The organism is Streptomyces bicolor (genome assembly GCF_000719285.1).
Lineage (GTDB): Bacteria > Actinomycetota > Actinomycetes > Streptomycetales > Streptomycetaceae > Streptomyces > Streptomyces bicolor.
Map to the genome: position 1 here is coordinate 102,844 of NZ_JOFS01000008.1, position 22,519 is coordinate 125,362.

19 protein-coding genes and 1 tRNA gene are annotated in these 22,519 nt (G+C 71.1%); 4 read left to right on the forward strand and 16 right to left on the reverse strand.

The genetic code is table 11. The features are described from left to right. Positions 1–11: 11 nt before the first annotated feature. Together IF78_RS0111885 and IF78_RS43560 are read right to left on the reverse strand one after the other, a co-directional pair. Entirely contained in the window at positions 12–1,679 is a 1,668-nt protein-coding gene (locus IF78_RS0111885; protein ID WP_158751339.1) for an ATP-binding cassette domain-containing protein, read from the reverse strand. Between the two features lie 26 nt (positions 1,680–1,705). After that, complete coding sequence (locus IF78_RS43560) at positions 1,706–2,806, reverse strand: P-loop NTPase family protein (protein WP_031498234.1); 1,101 nt, start codon at positions 2,804–2,806, stop codon at positions 1,706–1,708. Positions 2,807–3,380: 574 nt separating this feature from the next. Here IF78_RS43560 and IF78_RS0111895 point away from each other — a divergent pair. From IF78_RS0111895 to IF78_RS0111905, 3 genes are all read left to right on the forward strand, one after another. Continuing rightward, the gene (locus IF78_RS0111895; protein ID WP_051827777.1) at positions 3,381–4,025 is read left to right on the forward strand and encodes a class I SAM-dependent DNA methyltransferase; all 645 of its coding nucleotides are present in this window, start codon (positions 3,381–3,383) and stop codon (positions 4,023–4,025) included. A gap of 19 nt (positions 4,026–4,044) precedes the next feature. Further along, positions 4,045–5,895 carry an ATP-binding SpoIIE family protein phosphatase gene (locus IF78_RS0111900; protein WP_425314611.1) on the forward strand — a complete coding sequence of 617 codons (1,851 nt, stop codon included), beginning with the start codon at positions 4,045–4,047 and terminating at the stop codon, positions 5,893–5,895. 98 nt (positions 5,896–5,993) lie between these two features. Next, on the forward strand, positions 5,994–6,716 hold the full coding sequence (locus IF78_RS0111905; protein WP_031481120.1) for a hypothetical protein: 723 nt from the start codon (positions 5,994–5,996) through the stop codon (positions 6,714–6,716). 6 nt (positions 6,717–6,722) lie between these two features. On the opposite strand, the gene IF78_RS0111910 is transcribed toward IF78_RS0111905, so the two are convergent. Both IF78_RS0111910 and IF78_RS0111915 read right to left on the reverse strand, forming a co-directional pair. Beyond that, a complete protein-coding gene (locus tag IF78_RS0111910) occupies positions 6,723–7,808 on the reverse strand; it encodes a hypothetical protein (RefSeq protein ID WP_031481119.1) in 1,086 nt (361 codons plus the stop codon). 92 nt (positions 7,809–7,900) lie between these two features. After that, positions 7,901–8,683 carry a polysaccharide lyase family 7 protein gene (locus tag IF78_RS0111915; RefSeq protein ID WP_031481118.1) on the reverse strand — a complete coding sequence of 261 codons (783 nt, stop codon included), beginning with the start codon at positions 8,681–8,683 and terminating at the stop codon, positions 7,901–7,903. Between the two features lie 224 nt (positions 8,684–8,907). On the opposite strand from IF78_RS0111915, the gene IF78_RS0111920 reads away from it, so the two are divergent. Beyond that, complete coding sequence (locus IF78_RS0111920; RefSeq protein WP_031481117.1) at positions 8,908–10,887, forward strand: serine/threonine-protein kinase; 1,980 nt, start codon at positions 8,908–8,910, stop codon at positions 10,885–10,887. Between the two features lie 41 nt (positions 10,888–10,928). Here IF78_RS0111920 and IF78_RS0111925 read toward each other — a convergent pair whose 3' ends face one another. The 12 genes from IF78_RS0111925 to IF78_RS0111980 form a co-directional block, all read right to left on the reverse strand. After that, complete coding sequence (locus IF78_RS0111925) at positions 10,929–11,720, reverse strand: FHA domain-containing protein (protein ID WP_031481116.1); 792 nt, start codon at positions 11,718–11,720, stop codon at positions 10,929–10,931. A 180-nt stretch (positions 11,721–11,900) separates the two neighbouring features. Further along, on the reverse strand, positions 11,901–13,793 hold the full coding sequence (locus IF78_RS0111930; protein WP_031481115.1) for a serine/threonine-protein kinase: 1,893 nt from the start codon (positions 13,791–13,793) through the stop codon (positions 11,901–11,903). Positions 13,794–13,909: 116 nt separating this feature from the next. Next, positions 13,910–15,340 (reverse strand): tetratricopeptide repeat protein, encoded by a 1,431-nt coding sequence (locus IF78_RS45400; RefSeq protein ID WP_107049924.1) that lies wholly within the window; start codon positions 15,338–15,340, stop codon positions 13,910–13,912. A 208-nt stretch (positions 15,341–15,548) separates the two neighbouring features. Beyond that, positions 15,549–15,622, reverse strand: a tRNA-Pro gene (locus IF78_RS0111940). A 141-nt stretch (positions 15,623–15,763) separates the two neighbouring features. Next, the gene (locus tag IF78_RS0111945) at positions 15,764–16,123 is read right to left on the reverse strand and encodes an MmcQ/YjbR family DNA-binding protein (RefSeq protein WP_031481113.1); all 360 of its coding nucleotides are present in this window, start codon (positions 16,121–16,123) and stop codon (positions 15,764–15,766) included. A 47-nt stretch (positions 16,124–16,170) separates the two neighbouring features. Next, a complete protein-coding gene (locus IF78_RS0111950) occupies positions 16,171–16,710 on the reverse strand; it encodes a GNAT family N-acetyltransferase (protein ID WP_031481112.1) in 540 nt (179 codons plus the stop codon). Next, a complete protein-coding gene (locus IF78_RS0111955; RefSeq protein ID WP_031481111.1) occupies positions 16,707–17,297 on the reverse strand; it encodes a helix-turn-helix domain-containing protein in 591 nt (196 codons plus the stop codon). The genes IF78_RS0111950 and IF78_RS0111955 overlap by 4 nt, the downstream gene beginning before the upstream one ends. A gap of 46 nt (positions 17,298–17,343) precedes the next feature. Continuing rightward, positions 17,344–18,246 carry a LysR family transcriptional regulator gene (locus tag IF78_RS0111960; RefSeq protein WP_031481110.1) on the reverse strand — a complete coding sequence of 301 codons (903 nt, stop codon included), beginning with the start codon at positions 18,244–18,246 and terminating at the stop codon, positions 17,344–17,346. 36 nt (positions 18,247–18,282) lie between these two features. Next, positions 18,283–19,476, reverse strand: a complete 1,194-nt coding sequence (locus IF78_RS0111965) for a glycine C-acetyltransferase (RefSeq protein ID WP_031481109.1) — start codon at positions 19,474–19,476, stop codon at positions 18,283–18,285. 35 nt (positions 19,477–19,511) lie between these two features. Then, the gene (gene tdh / locus IF78_RS0111970; RefSeq protein ID WP_031481108.1) at positions 19,512–20,540 is read right to left on the reverse strand and encodes an L-threonine 3-dehydrogenase; all 1,029 of its coding nucleotides are present in this window, start codon (positions 20,538–20,540) and stop codon (positions 19,512–19,514) included. A 145-nt stretch (positions 20,541–20,685) separates the two neighbouring features. Beyond that, positions 20,686–21,885, reverse strand: a complete 1,200-nt coding sequence (locus IF78_RS0111975) for a Gfo/Idh/MocA family protein (protein WP_031481107.1) — start codon at positions 21,883–21,885, stop codon at positions 20,686–20,688. 36 nt (positions 21,886–21,921) lie between these two features. After that, positions 21,922–22,497, reverse strand: coding sequence for a GAF domain-containing protein (locus tag IF78_RS0111980; RefSeq protein ID WP_031481106.1), 576 nt, complete (start codon positions 22,495–22,497; stop codon positions 21,922–21,924). Positions 22,498–22,519: the final 22 nt, after the last annotated feature.

Sequence of the window (22,519 nt, forward strand, 5' to 3'; positions counted from 1 at the left end):
GGAGCACCGTGCTAGTCCATCTCCCGCTCCATGACGGCCCGATCCGGCTCACGCACCATCAGCCTGCCGTCGTGGAGGTACCAGAGCACGTCCGCACGCGCGGCGAGCCCGGGTTCGTCGGTGACGTAGATGACCGTGCCCTCATACCGGTCGAGGAGACGTTCCATCAGGTCGGAACCGGGCGCTCCTTCCGACCTGGCCTCGTCCAGCAGCAGCACCCGGGGGCCGCTGCGCAGCGCCCGTACCATCGCCACCTGGTAGCGCGCGGCCATGGAGAGGCCGTGCCCGCCCTCGCCCACCCAGGTGCGCAGACCGTTGGGCAGCAGCTCGGCCAGGGCCTTGACGTGTTCCTTGTCCGCCCCCCGGTCCACGTCCGGTGGTTCGCCGTCCTTCAGGTTCTTGCCGACGCTGCCGCGGAGCAACGGCAGTTCGGGGCTGGTCAGCCTGATCATCCGCCGTACCGATTCGGGGTCGTGCCGGGCGAGGTCCTGGCCGTCGAGCAGAACCGCGCCGGCGTCCGGGTCCTGCAGCCGCGCGATCAGGCGAAGCAGCAACGACTTTCCCGAGCCCGGGGGGCCCTGCAGCACGATCCGCTGCCCGGGCAGGGCGACGGCCGACACCTCCAGGACACCGTCCACACGGACCCCCTTGAGTTCGAGATGCCCGGGCCCGTTCGCCAGCGGCTCGGCTCCCCGTGTGCTGCGCAGCGGCGCCGGGGCCGCGAGGACCTCGGCGATGCGCCGCCGCGCGACGCGCGACCGCTGCCAGTACTCCTGCACGCGGACCAGCGAGGAAAGGGGCCGGCCGAGGAAGTTCGCCACCGTCAGCAGCGAGGCGAGGGCCTCCCAGGTGATGCCGGCCATCAGGCCCATGGTGACCACGATCAGCAGGACCCCGATGCCACACGCCTCGGCCGTCGCCGACATCGCTCCGGTGAGCCGGGCCTGGCGCACCATGGCGCGACCGTACTCACGGCTGTGCCGCCGCATGACGCGGCGCTCCTGTCCGACCCGTCCGAGGGACTGTATGACGGCGGTGTGGGTGACCCGTTCGTTGACGAAGGCGGCGAGCCTGCCGTTGTACCGTCTGGTCTCGCGGACGCGTTCGCGCAGCCGCCGCCCGAACAGCGCGACGGCGGCCGCGGCGAGCAGGACCAGCGCCGCCGACAGCGCGCCGATGCCCGGCGCGATGACGGCCAGTACGACGAGCGTGCACGCCACGAACACCCCGTCCACCAGAATCGGTGCCACACCCCTGCTGATCCACAGCCGGAGGGCGGACGCGTCACCGGTGAAGCGGAGCACGGTCACGCCGACCGTGCGCCGGTACGGTCCCCCCGCCTCGCTTCCGGCGACATGGTCGAAGAGACGCATTCTGATGCTGTGCACATAACTCTGGGCCAGCCGTTCCGCGAGCGGTTCACCCACCGCCTTGAGCAGCACGGTCGCACAGGCGGTCGTGACGAGTCCGACGGCCAGTGCGGTGGGCTCGTAGCCGGCGATGTGCGTGTAGAGGGCGCTGCGGTCGTGGCCGGACTCGATCTCCCCGCCGTGGGTGACGCGGTAGGCCGCGCCATGCACGAGGAGGGCGAATCCGACCACACAGACCGCCTGCCCGAAACCGGCGAGAACCAACAGCAGCATCAGTCGGCGCCGCACACCGCCGAGGGTGTGCGGCATCCTGACCCGCCGCCGTCCCGCCACGGTCACGCCACGGTTTCGGCCGTGAGAGGACCGCTGTAATCCGTAAGGGGACCGCTGTAGTCCGTCAGCCGACTGCGCTCCTGCGGCAGCCCGCCGTGGTCGCTCAGTTGGCTGCCGTCCTCCGCCAGCCCGCTGCCCTCCGCCACGGCGACGCCGCCTGTGACGGTGCCCGCCAGCAGTTGGCAGGCGACGGACGGGTCGGACATGGCGGCCGCTTTGTATACCGGGATGCACACCTCGGCCACCGCTTCGGCCATGGCCAGCGGAGAGGAGGTCAGCACCCCGCTCAGCGCCACGACCGGAAGTCCCTCCTCACGCAGCAGCCGTACTCCCGCCACCGCGCTGACCGATTCACCGGCTGCGAACACGATGCTGTCCACGCTGGCGCGGAATTCCGGCGTCCGGATCAGTGCGGCCGTCTCACGCTGCAGGAGCCCGTCCGCGACCTCCAGCACGATGGCATCCGCCTGGTGGCTCGTCAGATCCGTGATCGCGCCGCGCAGAATGCGGATCACCTGTGGCATCGGCTGCTGGTAGGTGGAGGGCAAGCCCAGGTCGGTGAAGTCGATGACCCGCGAGGCGCCGGCGTCGGACATGAGCGTCGGATCGCCGGGGGCACCGGTGCCGGTCACCTTGGCCGCGCCGACCCGGTGGCCGGCCAGGCCGAGGCCGCGGATGAGGGCGGCGGCCACGGTCGTCTTGCCCGCGTTCATCGATGTACCGAGTACGGCGATGGTGCGCGGACGGGGAGCGAGGGCCGGCACCACGGGCCGGGCCAGGCGGGCGAGGTTGATGACTTCGCCCCGCTCGTCGGTCACCAGGCCCAACGGCTCCACCTGGGTGGGGGATTTCATCCTGGCGTGGGACGACACGACCCGTCCCGCTATGCCGCCTCCGGCGACCAGGTCACAGGGTCCGAGGTCCCCGGGGACCTCCGCCTCGAACTGGTCCGGGGCGTAACGTGCGCCGTAGGCCACCACGATCGTGTCGCCGACGAACAGCCGATTGCGCTTTCCGTCCACCTGCCCGAGGAATCTGTGCTGGCCGATCTCGGTGACCCGGCACAGCACCAGGTCGCCCGCCCGTGGAGGCTCATCCCCCATTCTCAGCCCTAGTGTTCCGGGGCTTCCGTAGCCCAGCTCGACAAGGCGGCGAGCCGTATAGGAAACCTTCGCCGCCTCGCTGCCGGAAGAATTGAACCGCACGCACTGCATGGATCTCTCCTTAGCCCGTCGTCCCGTCGTCCCGCGGAGCACCAGCATCCGCCGCGCTCGCAGAGCGCGCATTCCGATGACGTCATACGCAGCAATCCGGAACTCCGGACGGACTACGACCCACTGGAGTGCGGGCGGTCGTCCGGACGCACAACGACGGTGAGGCTCCCTCAGATCCGCACCGGCAGCATCGCCGACCGGTGGCGTTCACCCGACGGTGGCGGCACACCCTTGGCCGATGTTGCGCATCACGGCACGTAACTCACATCTCGCAACACGCCGCTCGTGAGCGCGAACCGGGGACCAGGCAGTCGACGCACCCCGTACCGTGGCCGCATTCCGGCGACGCCCGACCACCCGCCCAGGCGACTCCCCGAGTCTGTATAACTGTGAAAAAATCACGCATAAGGTTCAAAGGAGATTCCTCGTGAGCACTCCCGGCGACAGGCTCGGCTACGAGGGCATGCCGCTCGACCGCACCGGCCAGGCCGAGGCCTTCGACGCCATCGGCGACCGCTATGACCAGGCCTTCCCGCACAAGGAAGGGCAGGTCACGTCCGCCGAGTGGCTGATCCGGTCGCTGCCGGCCGGGGCCCGTGTGCTGGACCTGGGGTGCGGCACCGGGGCCCCGACCGCGCTCCAGTTGGCGGAGGCGGGATTGCGGGTGGTCGGTGTCGATCTTTCGGACGGCATGGTCACGCTCGCCCGCGAGAACGTGCCCACCGGGGAGTTCCACCAAGCGGACATCGCGGATCTGCGACCCGGCGGGCCGCGGGACCTCGGCCGCTTCGACGCGGTGGCGGCCTTCTTCTCACTGCTCATGCTGCCGCGCGCGGAGATACCCCTCGCCCTGCGAACCATCCACCACCTGCTGCCCCCGGGCGGCCTGTTCGCGCTGTCGATGGTGGAGGCCGACGTGGACGACTTCTCGATCCCGTTCATCGGAAGCACCATCCGGGTCTCCGGCTATCTGAGGGACGAACTGCGCGAGGTCGTCGAGGCGGCGGACTTCGAGATCGTCGAGGAGTTGTCGTACACGTACGCCCCGGCCAGCGTGGATGTCCCGCCCGAGGTGCAGATCTTCCTGCGCTGCAGGCGGCGCGCCTGACGACACGGGAAGGAGACGGGTGACGAAGGACCTCGGCGCCGATGGAGGCGCCGGCGGGCAGGCGGCCGGGGTGCGGGGGCCGGCCGCTCCCTCGCATGCCGTGAAGCGTCTGTCCGCTTCGGGGTCTGCCGGACGCCCGGGGAGCGACCGGCCGGACGCCGCCGAGTCGCGGACCGACCGACTCCGGTACCTCGACGCGGCGACCCGGCAGATCGCGCGCGGGATGAACCTCGACGAGACGCTGCGCGAACTGTGCCGGGCGGCCGTACCCGCATTCGCCGACACGGCGTTCGTCCATCTGTACGCTCCGCTTCCCGTCGGTGACGAGACGGATGCCGCCACCGGCGTCCTGCGGCTGCACATCACGGACCACGCACCCCTGCGCCGGTCCGCCGCGCAGGGCTCCGGACCCGGCGCGCCCGCCCCCGACCCCGTCCGGGCGGCGGAGGTCGTACACCCGTCCGCCACCGGCCCGCTCACCGAGCTGCTGCGCGCCGGGCGCCCGGTGTTCGCGAACACCCCGGACACCGCGTCCGCGGCGGCGGAGCTCCTGGCGACCGACACCCCTCCCCCGGCGGTACCGCCCGGACGACGCCTGATCCTCGCCCCGCTGCACGGCCGCAACCACGTCATGGGCACGGTCGTCCTGCTGCGCGAACCCGGCCGTCCGGACTTCACCGCGGACGATCTGCTCGTCGCCTCGCAGCTCGCCACGCACACCGCGCTGGGCATCGACAAGGCGGTGCTGTACGCGCGCGAGGCATCCGTCGCCGACGCGCTGCAGCGCACGATGCTCCCGCCGTCGCTGCCCACGCCGGCCGGGGTCCAGCTGGCCAGCCGCTATCTGCCGGCCTCGCGGACCGCGCAGGTCGGCGGCGACTGGTACGACGCGATCCCGCTCCCCGGCAACCGAGTCGCGCTGGTCATCGGCGATGTGATGGGCCACTCCATGACCTCGGCGGCGATCATGGGCCAGCTGCGCACCATCGTGCAGACCCTGGCCGGGCTCGACCTGCCGCCGGACGAGATCCTGCACCACCTCGACGAACAGGCGGAGCGTCTGGGCAGCGAGCACACGGCGACCTGCCTGTACGCCATGTACGACCCCGTGCAGCACCGGTTGCTGGTGTCCAACGCCGGCCATCTGCCGCCGGTGCTCCTGCACCCCGACGGCGGCACGGAGGTCGTGCAGGTCCCGCCCGGAGCGCCGATCGGGGTCGGCGGCGGTGGTTTCGAGTCCACCGAGATGCACGCACCGGCCGGTGCGACGCTGCTGCTGTACACCGACGGCCTGGTCGAGTCCCGCGACTCTGACCTGCTGACCGGAGTGGAGCGACTGCGCACACGGCTGCGGGAAGCCGCCTCGCTGTCCACGCCCCCGGGGCTGGAGGTGCTCTGCGACCAGGCGCTCGGCACGCTGGGGGCGGGCGACCGGGACGACGACGTCGCGCTGCTCGCCGCCCGCTTCAAGGGCCTCCTGCCGGAGACCGTCGCGTACTGGTACCTGGCCCCGCGTCCGCAGACCGCCCGCCAGGCCCGCCGGCTGACCCGCAGGACCCTGCACGACTGGGGCCTCGACGCCCTGGTGGAGTCCACCGAGCTCCTGGTCAGCGAGGTGGTCGCCAACGCCGTACGCTTCGCCTCCCGACCGATCGTCCTGCGTCTCCTGCGCACGGACGTCCTGCGCTGCGAGGTGGAGGACGACTCCCCGATCGTCCCGAGGATGCGCCACGCCCGCCTCAGCGACGAGGGTGGCCGCGGCCTGTTCCTGGTCGATCAGCTGGCGCGGCACTGGGGCGTCACGAGGGTGAGCACCGGCAAGGTGGTGTGGTTCGAGCAGCCGTTGCCCTCCGATCTGGACGCCGGCTGAGAAGGCCGAACGGCGGGTGCCGGCCCGCCGCGTTCAGAGCTCCCCGCATCAGTGCGGCACCGCTCACTAAACTCGGCTGCCACAGGGGAAGGGGCGGAATGTTCGGGTTGATTTCGACACTGGCGGAGATCCTGTCCTCGCACTGGGGGAGGTTGCTCGACGGCAGACAGATCAGCCGGGATGCGAAGGTCGCCCGGCACCTGGTGCGCATGGTCGTGGCGCTGCAGGACCTGTGCGTTCGCGGGGAGCAACTCCTCGTACTGGCCGAGAAGTTGGTCGACGGCGAGGGAACGCCGGAGACGTCGGCGGAGTTCACCGGGATGCTCGGCCGGCAAGCGCGCGAGGTGGCCGATCTGCGGTCCCTCCTGGATGACTCCAAGGACCTGATGGCCACCATCGACGCCCAGCTCTACCTGGATCTGGCACCGATGGCCGACCAGAAGTCCGGTCTGCTCACCCGGTGGGGACGGCAGGTGTCACTGAGTGAGTTCTCCACAACCACCCTGTTCTTCCTGCCTGTCGACGACCTGACGCGCCTCCTCGAGGCCGGCCGGGCAAGTGCTCGTCCCGACGGTCTGGGCGTGGACCGCACCGCGTACGTGGCGGCCGTCGCCGACAGCATCCGGCACACCCGCGCGCGGGAAGTGCGCGACATTCGCCTCGCCACTCAGAGCGCGCGGGATCAGGTGCGCGGGGAGATCGCGGCCGCGCGGGCCGACCTGGCGCGCGCGAAGGACTGCTGCTCGACGCTGCGCGAAGCGACCGAGACAGCGGTCGGGCCCGAGGCCATGGCCAGGCTCCGCCGCACGCTCCTGCCGTGAGGGACGCTAGGGACGACGACGCATCGCCTGATACAGCTCACGATCCCTCGGGTAGCCCATCCCCGCGAAGGCATACGAACCGACCCCGGTGGCCAGCATCGTCACCTGCGAGAACCCCAGCATGGCCGCGAGACGCTCGGTGTTGAACATCATCCGCTGGAACAGACCGGAGTGCGCCAAGGCGTCCGCGATCCGGATCTCGTCGACGTGCAGTGCGCGCTTGTCGGACCAGCTCAACTGCAGCAGCGCCTGTGCGCCGCCCTCACCGAGCACGACGTCGACGCTCCCACCGCCACCCGGGTACAGGGCCACATGGGCCCTCGCCATGTCCAGGCCGCTCAGCAGTGTCTCGACGAACCGTGCCGGCGTGATCCCTATCGAGGTTCGCCAGCACGATACGAACTCATCGTCGAGCGCCACAGCGGCGAGCTCCGGCTCCAGTCGACGGAAGTCCGTGATGGTCGCGCCGGCGGCGGCCTCGGGCCCGTCGGTTGCTCCCCGGACCGAGGCCGTCAGCGTGAGTTGAGACGCCTCGTGCGTCAGCTCGTCCCACACCGGGTCGGCTCGGAACGGCGGCAGCGGAACGTCTCCGCCGAGGGCGGTCCAGCCACGCTGCCACCACGCCACGCTGCGCACCGGCCGCAGCCCGGTCAGAGTTGCCGCGACGATGAAGCAGCGCACGAGCAGCAGGGTTGCTCCCGCGCCATCCAACTCGGTCGGACCCGGCTGCTCGCAGAGCAGGGCCACGTCTTCGGCCGCCCGCTCCATCTCGGTGTACGCCACGAGGTGCGGGGCGTCGGTGATCCGGTACCCGATGGGGGAGTTCAGCACGGCTGCGGTGTCCACCGGCTGGAAGACGACGTCGTCGGGGGTGACGATCAGCGGCCACACTCCCCCGTCGTCCTCCATCACGAACTCCACGGCGGGGTCGCCGTTCGGGGCCCAGATACGCCTGCACCGCCTCACCTGGGAGGCGTCGATGCGCACAGTGTCATCGATGGCGGGCACATGCACGCAGACCCGCCCTTCCGCCACAACCGCCCTGGGGCCCCGCAGCCCGTCCAGCGCCTCAATGACGTCCGCAGCCTCCATCGGTGTCCCCCGTATCTCTGGGCTCGCCGCCGGTGCCATCCTCTCCCAACCGGAGCCTGCTTATGGCGACTTGGCCTCCCTCCGTCCCTCCGTCAGGAGTGGGTGACCTTGATGCGGGAGATGCGGACCTCGCCGTAGTTGTCGTCGGCGCACGGCTCGGAGTTGCCGCAGTTGGCCTGCGTGTAGGCGCCTGCCTTGAAGTAGTTGGTGTCGCCGTCGTGGGAGATCGTGGTCTGGAGCCGGCCGTTGTAGTACGCGTCGATCTCCCCGTCCTTGGCCACGAACTTGGCCTCGAACTCGGTGCCCAGCTCGTAGTCGTCGGTGACGAGGTGGTGGTGGCGGTCGTCGCCCTCGGTGATGTAGAGCTTGCTGCCTTCGAGGCGGAAGACGGTGACGTCGTCGTCCCCGCCGTGGACCTGTGCGCCGACCACATACGGCCGTTCCTCGGGCAGTGCCATGAACGCCTCCCTGACCACGAGGGTGTGGGTGCCGTCCGTGGTGGACCATTCGGCCTCGTCCTCGCCGCCGTCGGTCATCTCCCGCAGTTCGGCGCGCGGGTAGCTGGAGCCCCCGGTGGTCACGCCGTTGACGGCGGCCCGGAATCTGACGGCGGCGCAGTCGGTCTCCACGCGGAACCAGGGATCGGCGGAGAAGGTCGCGAGCTCGGGCTGGGTGACCTCGGTGGGGTCCTCGTCCTCGCCGGTGGGCAGGGTGAGCTTCCAGTTCGTCAGGTCGAGGGCCTCGGCGGGGTGCGTGCACCGGTCGGCCGCCCGCGCGTTCGGCGTCGTGGCGCCGGCGTGGGCGGACAGCGTGAACGTGGCGGTCGAGACGGCCGCGGTGATGCCGGCCAGCACAAGAGTCCGCGTTCTGGGCATGGAGGTCTCCTGTCGGGGGTGTTCGGTCGTTACCGAGGCGTACCGTAGGCGCCCTCGCCGGGAGGGGTCCCGTGGGCCCGCGATCTCACCACTTCTACGCATGAGTGCGACTGATGGAGGGTCTGGGTAGACACTGCGTACGGTCCGCCGTACGCAGTAGGTTCGACCCATGCGCGCGGCCGGGGGGCCGCGTGCGTTCCGGGCTCGACCGAGGGGGAAGATCCGTGCGTTCCGGAGACCAGTTCGCCGACCGCTATGTCCTCAAGGAAGTCATCGGCACGGGGCGAGGCGGCGATGTGTGGCAGGCCCACGACACCGTGGTGGGCCAGGACGTCGCCCTCAAACCGGAGCGGACCGACGGCGAGAGCGAGACGGCGGTGCGGCGGCTGCTCGGCGAACCGCGTGCCCTGGCCAAGTTCCGCGATCATCCGCACGTGGTGACCCTCTACGACGTCGTGACGGTGCCACAGGACGGTTCACGTTCGAAGGACGGCGACGGCCCGGAGCACGGAGCCGGCCCGAAGGACGGCGCCCATTCACAGACGTACTGGTTCGTCATGGAGTACGTCCCCAGCGGTGGCCTGGACCGGCAGCCGACGGTCTCTCCCGAGCGGGCGGCCCGCATCGGCGCCCAGCTCGCCGACGCGCTGGCCGCGCTGCACGAGGCCGGCGTCGTCCACTGCGACGTCAAGCCCGCGAACATCGGCCTCACCCGGCACGGGGCCGCGAAGTTACTGGACTTCGGTGCCGCCTATCGAGCCGGCGGCTCCGAGACCATCACCGTCAACGGCCCGTACAGCTTCACCCCGGACTACGCCGCCCCCGAGCTGGCCCGGGGCAACGTCCCCCGCCCGGCGTCGGACGTCTTCTGCCTGGCCGCCACCCTCCACGCCCTGGTCACCGGCGCCCCGCCGCGCGGTGACGCCCCCGACGACGACACCGGCCCCGCCGGGACGGGGACCGACGGAGAGGAAGCCGAGCGGCTGAGGTACTGGAAGGCCGAGCAGGGCGTCGTCGAGCTGGACGCCGCCGCCGTGGGGCCGCTGTACCCCGTGCTCACCGCCATGCTCCAACGCGACCCCCGGCAACGCCCCGACGCCGTCGAGGTCAAGCGGCTCCTGGAGGAGGTCGCCGGATCCGACCCGAAGTCCTCCGGGGCCGCCTCGGCCACCACCGTCACCGGTCGCCGACGCCGCCGGCCACTGATCGCGGCCGCGCTCGGCATCACCGCCGTGCTCGCCCTGGGGCTCGCCCTCGTCCCCGACGACGGCGCCGACGGGAAGGCACCCGGGCCCGGCCAGAGCGCGCTGGGCAAGGACGCCTCGGGCAGCGAACCGCAGGCGCTGATCGGCGACCCGCACACGGCCGATGTATGCGCCCTGACCGACCCCGCCGCTCTCGACCAGTTCGGCGACGGGGACATCCGCGTGGACGTGGACTACGGGAACTTCGACCGCTGCGACGTGCTCGTGGGCATCGACGACAAGACCCGGATCGATGTGTCGGTCAGTCTCCTGCGGGGCTCGCCGCCCGAGGGATCGAAGCCCTCCCGCACCGTCGGGCGGATCGGAATCCGGGAGGAGCAGGGCGAGAGCGACGAGTGCAAGCTGCTGCTGACGTCCGACGCAGACACCGAGGACACCCTGGTCGGGGTCCGCGTCAACATGGGCAAGGGCTCCGTGGTCGGCGGCAACGCGACCCTGTGCACGGTCGCCCACAAGGCGGCCACGAGCGCGGCCGAGGTCCTCAACCGCGGTCGGCTCGAGCGTCGTTCACCGGCGTACCCGCGCGCGTCGCTTGCCTGGGCGAACGCCTGCGAGCTGCTCGGCACCAAGGCGCTGTCCGTCGTTCCCGGCCTCAAGGCCGATGTGCCGGAGGTCGGCGTCGCGGACTGGAGCTGCGAGTGGTCGAGCGACGTCGACGAACTGGACGCGGAGGTGAGCTTCTTCCGCGATCAGCCCAAGTCCGCGGAGGACGGCGCCACCGCCGTCACGCTCAGCGGATACCGCACGATCATCGAGCAGAACGACGACGGCGACACCTGTACGGCCTTCGTCGAGTACCGCAGGTACAGCGGCCAGGACGCCGAGACCGCCGCCGAGATGGTGCGTCTGGAGGTGGGCGGGCAACAGCCCACGGACAAGCTCTGCACGATGGCCAGGGACCTCGCGGCATCCGCCGCCGCCGAACTCCGCGCGCGTTGACACGCGAGCCGTGACGGACGGGCCCCGCCCCGGGGCCGTCCTCAGAGCGCGGAGTCCGGCCAGTTCTCCTCGTCCTCCATCAGTTCCAGGTCCGGCGGCACGAGAGTCGTGGACTCCACGAGCCCCCTGATCAGGTTGTGCAGCAGACTGTTGTCGGCGGGGCGGCGGCCCTCCGACTTGTCGTGCAGCAGCGGGTACTTGAAGCCGGTGCCGTGCAGCCGACGGCGTACGGCCTCGACGCGGAACTCGATCCTGCGCTCGTTCCACTTGGCGTCGGGACGCAAGTAGGCGAGCCGCTCAGCGGCCTGACGGTACGTCAGCGGGCGCGGGTCCTCCTCGTACAGCAGGTACCGCTGCCCTAGGACCACCAGTAGCAGCCGCTCGTCGTCGTCCAGCGACCACGTCTCCGGTCGTACGGTATCGGCACGCCGTCGCGACACCATCCCCTGGTCGTCGTGGCCCGCCACGTACAGCTCGACCAGGTGCTCACGGTAGCCGGAGCCCTTCACGAACAGCGGGGTGTAGCCGGTGGCGAGCGGGATCGGCTCGGTGGTGAGGTGCATCATCCGGCCGCGGGGCAGTCGGACGAGCTGCTGCCCGGTGTTGCGCAGCCACCACATCCCTTGAAGGTACGTCAGCTCGCCGTGCCGTCGGCTCACCCGCAGGTCGTCCACGCCGACCCCCAGGTCCACGTCCGGCTTCTCACCGCGCCCGAAGCGGACCGTCAGTCCCTGGTGGGGCGGTGCGCTGAGCTCTCCGGTGACCGTGCGGGCGTGCAGGGTCCCGGGCGTGGTGGGCGCGACACCACGCGCGAGGCTGGCGGAGAGGGGCATCGCTGGTCTCCTCGGTTCGTGAACTGCTCGGTGGTTCATGGGCTTTGCGGCGGGCTGACAGCCTTTGCGGCGGCCGGCGGGCTTCGCGGTGGCCGGCAGGCCTCGCGGTGGGCGTACGACGTACCGACGATTCTCCGCCTCCTCTGCGGGACCCCTCCCGTACGGCCGAGGAGCCGGGGGTCAGTACGCGGACTTCAGCGCTCCTCCCGGGAGCTTCCCTCCGTCCTCCCGGCCCACGCTGCACAGCACGTAGCGGAATCCGGCGTCCCACTCCTCGTCGGAGGATTGCCAGCCCCGCATCTCGTGTCCCTTGCCGCGGGCCCAGTTGACGCCGTACTTGTCCTCGCAGAGCCCATCCGTGTCGACGCTGTCCGTCGAGCCGTCGCCCGCGGCCCAGGTCCAGCCGACCACCTGTTCGTGGTGCGGCTTCTCGCAGCTCACCAGGGTGTCGGTGATCGTGCCGTCCTCGTCCTCCTCGGAGGTGATGCAGTCACCCGGGCCCTGCTGTGTGATGTACACCTCGTCGCCGAACTTGCGGAAGCCGCCGAGCGGCCCGCCGAGGGTGGCGTGCCTCAGGAAGAGCAGGCAGGCCGACTCCGGCGGGTCGCTCTGCCCCGTCTCGGGTGTGAGGACGTACAGCACCGGGTCGGCCATGGTCTCGCGCAACTCGGCGGTGCGGCGCGTGCACTCGTCCCGTACCGACTCCGTGCCTGAAGCCCGCACGGCGCCGTCGGCCGCGACGGTCGCGATGACCTGGCCCTCGGGATCGTCGTCGTAGCAGCTGACGAGCTTGATCGCGGGCCGTCCCCGGTACTCCCCGTCCTTCCAGTCGGCCTCGACGCACTGCCCAGGCATGAGCCCGTCACGCAACCCCGCCTGCCTGCCGTACGGATATGCGGCGCGGGTCACCGTCGGGGAGCGGGTCGGAGAGGCGGTCGGGGAAGGGGACGTTGTCGCGGCCACCTTCGTCCCGGGCTGCGGCCCCTTCGCCTCGGCCCGCCCGTCGTGGTAGGTGGCGGCGCCCAGCGCGAATCCGCCGCCCCCGGCCAGCACGGCGGCGAGCGCCAGCAGGACGGGGGTGCGCAGTGCGGGCGAGCGGCGAGCGGCACCCGAGGTGCGCCGGCCGGCGGCGAGGCGCTCCTTCCAGGAACGCGGGGGACGGGCGGGCTCCGTCGCGGCGCCGACTTCGCTTCCCGCAACGCCACGACCCATGGCCCCGCTGCCCGTGACCTCGCTGTCCAGGGCCTCGGCAAGCAGTTCGCGCGCCCGTGCAGGCTGCATGCGCCCGTCCGGATCCTTGACGCGCAGCCCCATGATCACGTGGCTCAGCGGATCGCTCGCCCGCCGCGGCGGCTCGGGTTCCGCGGTCAGCGCCGCCATGAGGGCCGCGTCGAGCGTGTCCCGTTCGAACGGGGAGGTGCCCTCGACGGCGAAGTAGAGGGTGACGCCGAGCGAGAACAGGTCGGTCGCGGGCGTCGCCTCGCCGCCGGACAGCCGCTCCGGGGCCAGGAAGCCGGGGGTGCCGACCACCATGCCGCTCTGGGTGACCCGGGTCTCCCGGGGCCACAGCGATATGCCGTAGTCCGTGAGCAGGACCCGGCGATCGGCGGCGCCCGAATGATCCGGCGCCAGCAGGATGTTGGAAGGCTTCACGTCCCGGTGGATGATGCCGAGCCGGTGTCCTGCGCAGAGGGCGTCGAGGGCAGCCGCCCCGATCCCGGCGACCTCGTCGCTCGGCAGCGCACCGCGCTCCTTCACCACGGCACGCAGGTCCCGCGTGCCCTGCAGGTACTCCATCACGATCCACGGGCGGCCGTCCTCCTCCACCACGTCGTACACCGTGATCACGTTCGGGTGCTCGCGCAACTGCGCCGCCTTCAGGGCCTCCTTGCGGCCCCGCCCGGCGGGGTCGTCGCCGGATCCGCTCGGCTCGCGCGGTACGTCGATCTCCTTGACGGCGACCCGGACCCGGAGCTCCTCGTCCTCGGCCAGCCAGACATCTCCCCCGCCGCCCGAGCCCAGCCGCTGACCCAGCCGGTAGCGCCCGGCGATGACCCGTTCCTCCCGTGTCACCAACGTCCCCTTCCTCGGCCGCGCTTCCGGAGCGGCCGCCGTCAACTCCCGGCGCTCGCCGACGTCATGCTCACTCGCCTCACGCGGGAGCCCTCCCGGACCGCGGCTCCCGCCGTTCACCGCACGACCAGCGGCCGGAAGGCGGCGCTGACGGCGGACTTGGACGCCTTGACGAACATCGGCCCCGGGGAGGTGCCCTCCTCGGCGTAGACGACCGAGGGGCAGCTCGTGCCGCCGATCTGGAGGGTGCGGTCGGCGACCACCTTGCCGGTGCGCAGCTCGTAGACCTTCACCGGAATCTCGATCTTGTGGAAGCTCACGTACGAGAGGGTGCCGGAGGACCTGCTCTCGTACGGGCACGTCTCGACGGACGGGCCGAACCTCTCCTCGCCCATGCAGACCACCAGCGTGGCGTCTGCCGCGTCGCCCGCCTTCCAGGAGCCGGGGAACCGCTTCGGGTAGTCGGCCGCGATGCTGTATCCGTCGGCGGCGTAGAACAGCGCACGGTTGGTGCCCTTGCCGACGGGCTTGGCGCCGCTGTACTTCGCCGGGTGGGTGCAGTACTCGGGCTGCGTGTCGGCTTCCGCGGAGAGCAGGTTGCGGACGTTGGCGAGCTCGATGCTCAGCGTGGCCTTCCTGGCTCCCTTCCGCGCCCGGTCCGCGAGTTCGTGGTCGGGGTACCGGTCGAGGAGCTGCTCGTAGTGCGTCCGGGCCGGCTCCCAGCTGTCGTTCGCCATGAGGTCGTCACCGCACCCGACCAGCGCGGCGGGGGCGGTCCGCTCGACCGTGTCGGCGGACCGGTCCAGTACGTCGTCGCTGCGCACTCGGCCGTGGAGCCAGTCGGTGACGGTGACCGTCTCGCAGGGATCCTTGGTGGGCAGGCCACGCAGGAATCCGTCGAGGGTCGTCTCGACCGTCTTCGCGTTGCCGGGTTCCGCGAGAACCGACGCGAGTGTGCCGAAGCCCCGCTTCAGGGCCTCGGTGTCCCCGGCCAGCGCGGTGGCCAACTCGGCTCGGGCCGTGCGCAGCCGGTCGCATGCCCGTACGACGTCGTCGCCCCGGGCGCTCAGTGGCGCGTCGGCGACACGGTGCCCGAACCACACCTCGTCCTGTGCGCTCAACACCCCCGCGCAGTCGCCGCGTTCGCGGGCGTCGGTCACGCTCTGCCCGATCCTCGCAGCGTCGAACCGCAGCAACCCCACGGTCAGCAGCACCGGCAGCGTGACGCCGAGCGCTACCAGTCGCCGACCGCGCGCCGGACCCCTGCCTCCGCCTCTGCGCGCCAGGAACCACCCGTGGCCGACGACAGCCACCCACCACACGAGCACGGCGACTTCGTACGCCGCGTCGGCCGTCGCGACGAGCCGGGACACCAGCACGACCGTCACGACCACGGCCGCCAGGGCGAGCCTGAGCCGCCGCAGCATCAGATAACCGACCCCGAGCAGCGAGGCGTTGCCCAGGGCGACGGCCAGCGGGTCGTGTGCCCTGACGGTGTCGGGCGCGGAGGTCGGCATGGCGGGTACGGCTTGCGTGTGGTCGTTCATCCTGGTCTCCCCCGGGCACGGAACGGTTCCGGTCCCCGCATGGTGCGGCTACACGCCCGGGAGGGGTCCCGGGGAGCCCGACGGCAGACAAGAACCGACCCGCCACGCGGTGAGAGACTGTGAGACCAGAGCCTGGAAACGACCGAGGGCCCTGTCTCACATAATGTGATCCAAGGCCCTGACCTGCGACAACCATGTCCTACAGTTGTCGGGACGACAGGATTTGAACCTGCGACCCCTTGACCCCCAGTCAAGTGCGCTACCAAGCTGCGCCACGTCCCGATGCCGTCTGACCTGGGGTTTCCCCCGGCCGAACGCGCATGGAAACAATACCGCACCCGGGGTGGTGGTCGCGCACTCCTTTATGTGTGGCGGGTGATCCGCCCGTGTACGGCGGATGATCCCGCCGCGCGGGGCAGGTGATCACTCCCCGGCCGGCAGGCCCAACTCGGGGTAGGCGTCCAGCAGGCGTGTCGGGGCGGCCTGGCGCCAGGAGTCGGCCAGGATGTCGCGCAGTTCGGCCTCGTCCTCCAGGAACGCGAGCCGGACCCGCACCCAGGCGAACTGCGCCTCATGGTCGGCGATCCAGAACTTCCGCGGCTCGGCCAGGACCAGTTCGTCGCGCTCCTCCTTGGGGCAGCGCACCGCGATGGAGGTCTCGTCCTCGGGCAGCGTGGCGAACATCTTGCCCGCGACCCGGAACGTGGGCATGCTCCAGGCGATCTTCTCCGTCGTGTCCGGCAGAGACAGGGCGATACGGCGTACGTCTTCGGCATCCGGCATGCAAGGCACCGTAGCGGCTGCCACTGACAATCACCTGGTGAGAGCGGTTACACGGGCGTACTCGCGGCAGATCGCCCGACGTACTTGTAGTAGATCGTCGTCGACCGCAGAACCCCGGCCGGGCTCGCCGCGAAGTCGGGGATCACCCCGGCCCGGGTCCACCCGGCGGAGGCGTAGAGCCGCTCGGCGAGGCTGTCGGTCTCGGTGTCCAGGTGAAGGAGGGTGACGCCCGCGCGGATCGCCGCCGTTTCCGCGGTCGTGAGCAGTCTGCGGCCGAGGCCACGCCCCCGCGCCTCCCGGTGCACCATCAGCTTGACGAGCTCGGCCCGGTGGCGGCTGTTGGGTTTGTCGGGGAACGCCAGGCTGACCGTGCCGACCGTCCGCTCCCCCGCACAGGCCGCCCACACCTCCAACTGCCCGGCCGCCACGGCGGCCGCGCGCTCCTCCCACCAGGCGATGGCCGCCGTACGGTCGAGGGGTGCGAGGAATCCGACGGAGGCACCGTCCTCCACGGTGTCCACCAACAGCTCGGCCAACTCTTCTACCCTGTCCCGCAGTTGGGTTTCATCCAGGCGTGTCACGATCACGGCAGCACCACCGCCAGCGCATACCGCACCGCCTCGGGCCCCGCGCACCGGAACCGCGTCGCTCCCCACACCCGCATCCGCAGACAGTCCCCGGCAGCGAGATGGTGCTCGACCTCCTGCACCGTCACGTCGAGCTCCCCTTCCAGCACCCAGATGTGCTGCTCCAACCCCGGCACGGGCGGCCGGTCGTAGGCGATGTCGGCGCCCGCGGTGAGTCGCCCCTCGACGATCTCGCCGCGCAGCCCGGTGTGCGGCGGCGACACGGATCGCCGTACGAACCCCGAGTCACGGTCCTCCCACACCGGCTGATCCGCGGCCCGCACCAGCAGCACGGGCTCGGACTCGACCTCGCTGAGCAGTTGGGACATGGTCCGGCCGTAGACATGGCAGAGGCGGTTGAGCAGCGAGGCGGTGGGGCTGATCTCCGCCCGCTCGGCCCGGGAGAGGGTCGAGCGGCTCACACCGCTGCGGTCCGCCAACTCCCCGAGGGACCAGCCGCGTTCGGCCCGCAGCTCGGCCAGACGGGTGCCGAGTCGGGCGTCGACCGGGTCCGGGGCCTCGACACCGCCCGAACTCTTGCGTTTCATATCCGGGACTCTATCCCATATATGAAACGCCCGTGTTACGGGCGGCTCACTCCCCCGCCGCCTCCCCGAGCGCCTCCAGCACCGGCCTGATCAGCGGATGCTCCTCCGCACCTCTCCGTACGGCCGCGAAGACCCGCCGCGTGGGCGCCACGCCGTCCACGGGCCGTACGACGACGCCTGTGAGGTCCATGCCCCGCAGCGCCGAGCGCGGTACGAGTGCCACGCCGGCGTCGGCCGAGGCGAGGGCGACGACCGCACGGAAATCGTCCGAGGAGTGTTCGAGGCGGGGCTGGAAGCCGGCGTTCTCGCAGGCCAGGACGACCACGTCATGACAGGGGTTGCCGGGGTACGGGCCGATCCAGGAGTCCTTGGCCAGGTCGGCGAGGGGGACCTCGGCGGTGTCGGCCAGGCGGTGGGTGACGGGGACGACCGCGTCGAAGGGCTCGGCGTACAGCGGTACGTGGGTCAGACGCGGATCGTCGGCCGACGGCGCCCCGCGGTACTCGACGGCGACCGCCACGTCCACCTGCCGGTCCAGCACCATCGGCAGGCTCGCGTCACCCTCCGCGTCCTGGACCCGGATGCGGATACCCGGCGCCGACTCGGCGAGGCGGGCCACCGCGGGGGCGACGACCTGGGCGATACCGGTCGCGAAGGAGGCGACCGTGACCGTGCCGGCCGCCCCGGAGCTGTATGCCGCCAGCTCCGCCTCCGCCCGCTCCAGCTGGGCCAGGACCGCGTTGGTGTGGCTGAGCAGGATCTCGCCGGCCGGGGTCAGCCGTACGCCCTTGGCGCTGCGCTCGACCAGGCGGTGACCGGTCTCCTGCTCCAGCGCCGCGAGCTGCTGGGAGACCGCGGAGGGAGTCAGGTACAGCGCGGCGGCAGCCGCCGTCACCGTGCGGTGGTCGGCCACCGCACGGAGGATGTGGAGCCGCCGCGCTTCGATCATGCGATCGATTGTCTCAAATGCCCCGTGGGCTCCGGCTCAGCCCTCCAGCTCCGCCCGAGCGTCCACGAAGGCGTCCACAGCGCGGTTGACGTCGTCCGTGGAGTGCGCGGCGGACAGCTGGACTCGGATCCGGGCCTGGCCCTGCGGCACCACCGGGTAGGAGAAGCCGATCACATACACACCCCGCTCCAGCAGCAGCTCCGCCAGCCGGCCCGCCCTCGCGGCGTCGCCGATCATCACGGGCGCGATGGCGTGGTCGCCGGGGAGGATCTCGAAGCCCTCCTCGGTCATCCGGCGACGGAACAGCGCCGTGTTCTCGGCCAGCCGGACGCGCAGGTCGTCGGCCGACTCCAGCAGGTCGAGGACCTTGAGGGAGGCCGCCGCGATCACCGGGGCCAGGGTGTTGGAGAAGAGGTACGGCCGCGAGCGCTGGCGCAGCAGGGCGACGATCTCGGCGCGGGCTGCGACGTAGCCGCCGGAGGCGCCGCCGAGGGCCTTGCCCAGGGTGCCGGTGATGATGTCGACGCGGTCCATCACGCCGTGCAGCTCGGGGGTGCCGCGGCCGCCGGGGCCGACGAAGCCGACGGCGTGCGAGTCGTCGACCATGACCATGGCGTCGTAGCGGTCGGCGAGGTCGCAGATCTCCCGCAGCGGGGCCACATAGCCGTCCATGGAGAAGACGCCGTCCGTGACGATCAGCCGACGCCTGGCCGACTGGGCCTCCTTCAACTGGCTTTCCAGATCGGCCAGATCCCGGTTGGCGTACCGGAAGCGACGGGCCTTGGACAGGCGGATGCCGTCGATGATCGACGCGTGGTTGAGGGCGTCGGAGATCACCGCGTCCTCCGGGCCGAGCAGCGTCTCGAAGACGCCGCCGTTGGCGTCGAAGCAGGAGGAGTACAGGATCGTGTCCTCCTGGCCGAGGAACGCCGACAGGCGGGCCTCCAGCTCCTTGTGGACCTCCTGCGTGCCGCAGATGAAGCGGACCGATGCCATGCCGTAGCCCCAGCGGTCCAGCGCCTGGTGGGCGGCGGCGATCACCTCGGGGTGGTCGGCGAGGCCGAGGTAGTTGTTGGCGCAGAAGTTGAGGACCTCGCCGGGGCGGCCGCCCGCGCTGACGTTGACGGTCGCGGACTGTGGCGTGTCGATGACGCGCTCGGGCTTGTGCAGGCCGGCGGCGCGGATCTCGTCGAGGGTGGCGCGCAGGTCGTCGCGCACGGAGTCGAACATGTCAAGGCTCCTGAAGGTGCTTGCGGTTGAGGGAGTCACGCGGTCCAGTCGAGGATGACCTTGCCGCCGCGGCCGCTCGCCGCGTCGGCGAACGCCGCCTCGAAGTCGCGGTAGCCGTACCGGCCGGTGATCACGGGCGCGAGGTCGAGGCCGCCTTCGAGCAGCACGGACATCGCGTACCAGGTCTCGAACATCTCACGGCCGTAGATGCCCTTGATGGTGATCATCGAGGTGACGATGCGGGCCCAGTCGACCGGGAACTCCTGCGCGGGCAGGCCGAGCATGGCGATACGGCCGCCGTGCGTCATGTTGGCGATCATGTCGCGCATGGCCTCGGGACGGCCGGACATCTCCAGACCGATGTCGAAGCCCTCGCGCAGGCCGAGTTCGCGCTGCCCGTCGGCGATACTCGCCCGCGACACGTTCAGCGCGAGGCTCACGCCGATCTTGCGGGCCAGCTCCAGCCGCTCCTCGCTGACATCGGTGATCACGACGTTGCGCGCCCCCGCGTGCCGGGCCACGGCCGCCGCCATCAGGCCGATCGGGCCGGCACCGGTGATCAGGACGTCCTCGCCGACCAGCGGGAACGACAGCGCGGTGTGCACGGCGTTGCCGAACGGGTCGAAGATCGCGGCGACGTCGAGGTCGACGGGCACGCGATGCACCCACACATTGGCGGCGGGCAGCGCGACGTACTCGGCGAAGGCACCGTCGCGTCCGACGCCGAGACCCACCGTGGCACGGCACAGATGGCGCCGTCCGGCCAGGCAGTTACGGCACTTGCCGCACACCAGATGGCCCTCGCCGCTGACCCGGTCGCCCGGCTTGATGTCCGCGACGTCCCGGCCGGTCTCCACGACCTCGCCGACGAACTCGTGCCCGAGCACGAGCGGGGTGCTGATCGCCTGCTGCGCCCAGCCGTCCCAGGACCGGATGTGCAGATCGGTGCCGCAGATGCCGGTGCGCAGCACCTTGATCAGCACGTCGCCCGGCCCGACGGCCGGCTCCGGGACGTCCGCGAGCCACAGCCCGGGCTCCGCCTTCTCCTTGACCAGCGCTTTCAACGCTACGGCTCCTGAGGGTGAGTCCCGGCCGCGGGCATGCCGAGGAAACCCGCGGCCGGGAAGAGGGGTGGAATCGCGTAGCAATCTGCCGTACGGCGCCGCCCTGGTCCATCGAGGTTTTCTTAAGCGGCGCCACAGCTTTCCTTCACGCCCTCGGCCCGGGCGCCCCCTGCCCGCATTCGAAGTACGCGATCAGCGCGGGATCGAGCGGTGGCACCTCATGGACGACACCGCCCGCGCGCAGCGACTCGGTCGCCCCGAACCCGGCCGCCACCGCCATCCGCGCGGCCACCGGCGAGGTGTCGGTCCGCCCTCCCTCCCGTACGAACCGCAGGAACTCGGCGATGACCAGCGGATCCGCGCCGCCGTGCCCGGCGTCGTCCGCCGCATCCGGCAACGAGTACTCCGCGTCGGCCCGTCCACGATGCACGGAGCGCCGCGAGTTCCACACCCGCACCACCGCCCCGGGCCCGTCCCCGAAGTTCTCCAGACGGCCCGCGTCACCGATGACGGTGTAGTTGCGCCAGTAGTCGGGGGTGAAATGGCACTGCTGGTAGGCGGCCAACACCCCGTTGTCCAGGCACATGTTGACCAGCGACACATCCTCGACGTCGATCACTGGATTGAGCGCCCGCTGGGTGCGCGGCGGCCAATGGCCGTCCTTCGTGTACCAGTCGGCGGCCTTGGGTTCGCCCGGTGCCCGTCGGTGCGGGCTGTCGCCGTACACCATGAGATCGCCGAACGCCTGCACCCGGCGCGTGTACCCGCCCGCGAGCCAGTGCACCACGTCGATGTCGTGCGCACCCTTCTGCAGCAACAGGCCCGTGGTGCAACGGCGTTCGGCGTGCCAGTCCTTGAAGTACCAGTCGCCGCCGTAGCCGACGAAGTGGCGTACCCAGACCGTCTTGACCTCGCCGATCTCGCCGCGCGCGACGATGTCGCGCATCAGCCGGACGACCGGCATGTGCCGCATGTTGTGACCGACGTAGAGGCGGGTGCCGGTCTCTCGTGCCGTGCGCAGGATGCGGTCGCAGCGCTCGACGGTGATGTCCAGCGGCTTCTCGACGAAGACGGGCTTGCACGCGCGGAGGACCTCGCAGGCGATGTCGGCGTGGGTGTGATCCGGCGTCAGGACGAGCACGGCGTCCACGTCCCGGTCCTCGATCACCTTGCGGTGGTCGTCGACCGTGCGCACGCCGGGGACAAGGGCCTCGGCATCGTCCCGCCGTGCCGGGTCGGGGTCGGCGACGACGGTCACTCGGGAGCCACGGCCGGGGCGGTGTGCGGTGCGGGCGAGGGAGCCGCGCAGGCCGAAGCCGAGGGCGCCGAGACGCAGGTCGGTCATGGTGTCCCTTCCGCTGCTACCCATGGACCTTGACACTCACAGCGGCAGCCCGTCCGCCGCCCGCCGCTCAAGCCGCACCACCAGTTCCGCCGCCGAGGCCTTGATCGTCTCCAGTCCGGCCCTCCCCCACGGCCGCGGCTCCACGTCGACGACACACACCGTGCCCAGCGCCATCCCCGTGGAGTCGATGAGCGGGGCGCCCAGATAGGAGCGGATGCCGAACTCGTCGACGATCGGGTTCCCCGCGAACCGTGGATAGTCGCGGACATCCTCCAGCACCAGCGCCTTGTGTCGGACGACCACATGGGGGCAGAACCCATGGTCTCGCGCCATGTGACGGCCCAGCTGGGGCTTGGATTCACCGGCGCGCTGCAGGCTCACTGCCTGCCGCACATGCAGGCCGGCGAAGAACTGCCGGTTCTCGCCGATGAAGTTGACCATGGCGTACGGCGCCCCGGTGAGCCCGGCTAGATGATCCGCGAAGACGTCGAGGGCCGGGTCCGGTTGTTCTCCCAGACCCAGTCGGAGCAGTCGCCCTGCACGGGCGGGGGCCTCCTTGTCCTCGGGGGTGAGCAGCAGGCGGGCGACCGGGCGGGGTGGGCCATAGCTCATGCGCGGAATCCGTCGCTGTGGG

What these genes read in the sequence shown, in the direction of transcription:
- IF78_RS0111885 (WP_158751339.1), bottom strand. Translation starts at nt 1,679, where the DNA reads ATGCCGCACACCCTCGGCGGTGTGCGGCGCCGACTGATGCTGCTGTTG.
- IF78_RS43560 (WP_031498234.1), bottom strand. Translation starts at nt 2,806, where the DNA reads ATGGGGGATGAGCCTCCACGGGCGGGCGACCTGGTGCTGTGCCGGGTC.
- IF78_RS0111895 (WP_051827777.1), top strand. Translation starts at nt 3,381, where the DNA reads ATGCCGCTCGACCGCACCGGCCAGGCCGAGGCCTTCGACGCCATCGGC.
- IF78_RS0111905 (WP_031481120.1), top strand. Translation starts at nt 5,994, where the DNA reads ATGTTCGGGTTGATTTCGACACTGGCGGAGATCCTGTCCTCGCACTGG.
- IF78_RS0111910 (WP_031481119.1), bottom strand. Translation starts at nt 7,808, where the DNA reads ATGGAGGCTGCGGACGTCATTGAGGCGCTGGACGGGCTGCGGGGCCCC.
- IF78_RS0111915 (WP_031481118.1), bottom strand. Translation starts at nt 8,683, where the DNA reads ATGCCCAGAACGCGGACTCTTGTGCTGGCCGGCATCACCGCGGCCGTC.
- IF78_RS0111925 (WP_031481116.1), bottom strand. Translation starts at nt 11,720, where the DNA reads ATGCCCCTCTCCGCCAGCCTCGCGCGTGGTGTCGCGCCCACCACGCCC.
- IF78_RS45400 (WP_107049924.1), bottom strand. Translation starts at nt 15,340, where the DNA reads ATGAACGACCACACGCAAGCCGTACCCGCCATGCCGACCTCCGCGCCC.
- IF78_RS0111945 (WP_031481113.1), bottom strand. Translation starts at nt 16,123, where the DNA reads ATGCCGGATGCCGAAGACGTACGCCGTATCGCCCTGTCTCTGCCGGAC.
- IF78_RS0111955 (WP_031481111.1), bottom strand. Translation starts at nt 17,297, where the DNA reads ATGAAACGCAAGAGTTCGGGCGGTGTCGAGGCCCCGGACCCGGTCGAC.
- IF78_RS0111960 (WP_031481110.1), bottom strand. Translation starts at nt 18,246, where the DNA reads ATGATCGAAGCGCGGCGGCTCCACATCCTCCGTGCGGTGGCCGACCAC.
- IF78_RS0111965 (WP_031481109.1), bottom strand. Translation starts at nt 19,476, where the DNA reads ATGTTCGACTCCGTGCGCGACGACCTGCGCGCCACCCTCGACGAGATC.
- IF78_RS0111975 (WP_031481107.1), bottom strand. Translation starts at nt 21,885, where the DNA reads ATGACCGACCTGCGTCTCGGCGCCCTCGGCTTCGGCCTGCGCGGCTCC.
- IF78_RS0111980 (WP_031481106.1), bottom strand. Translation starts at nt 22,497, where the DNA reads ATGAGCTATGGCCCACCCCGCCCGGTCGCCCGCCTGCTGCTCACCCCC.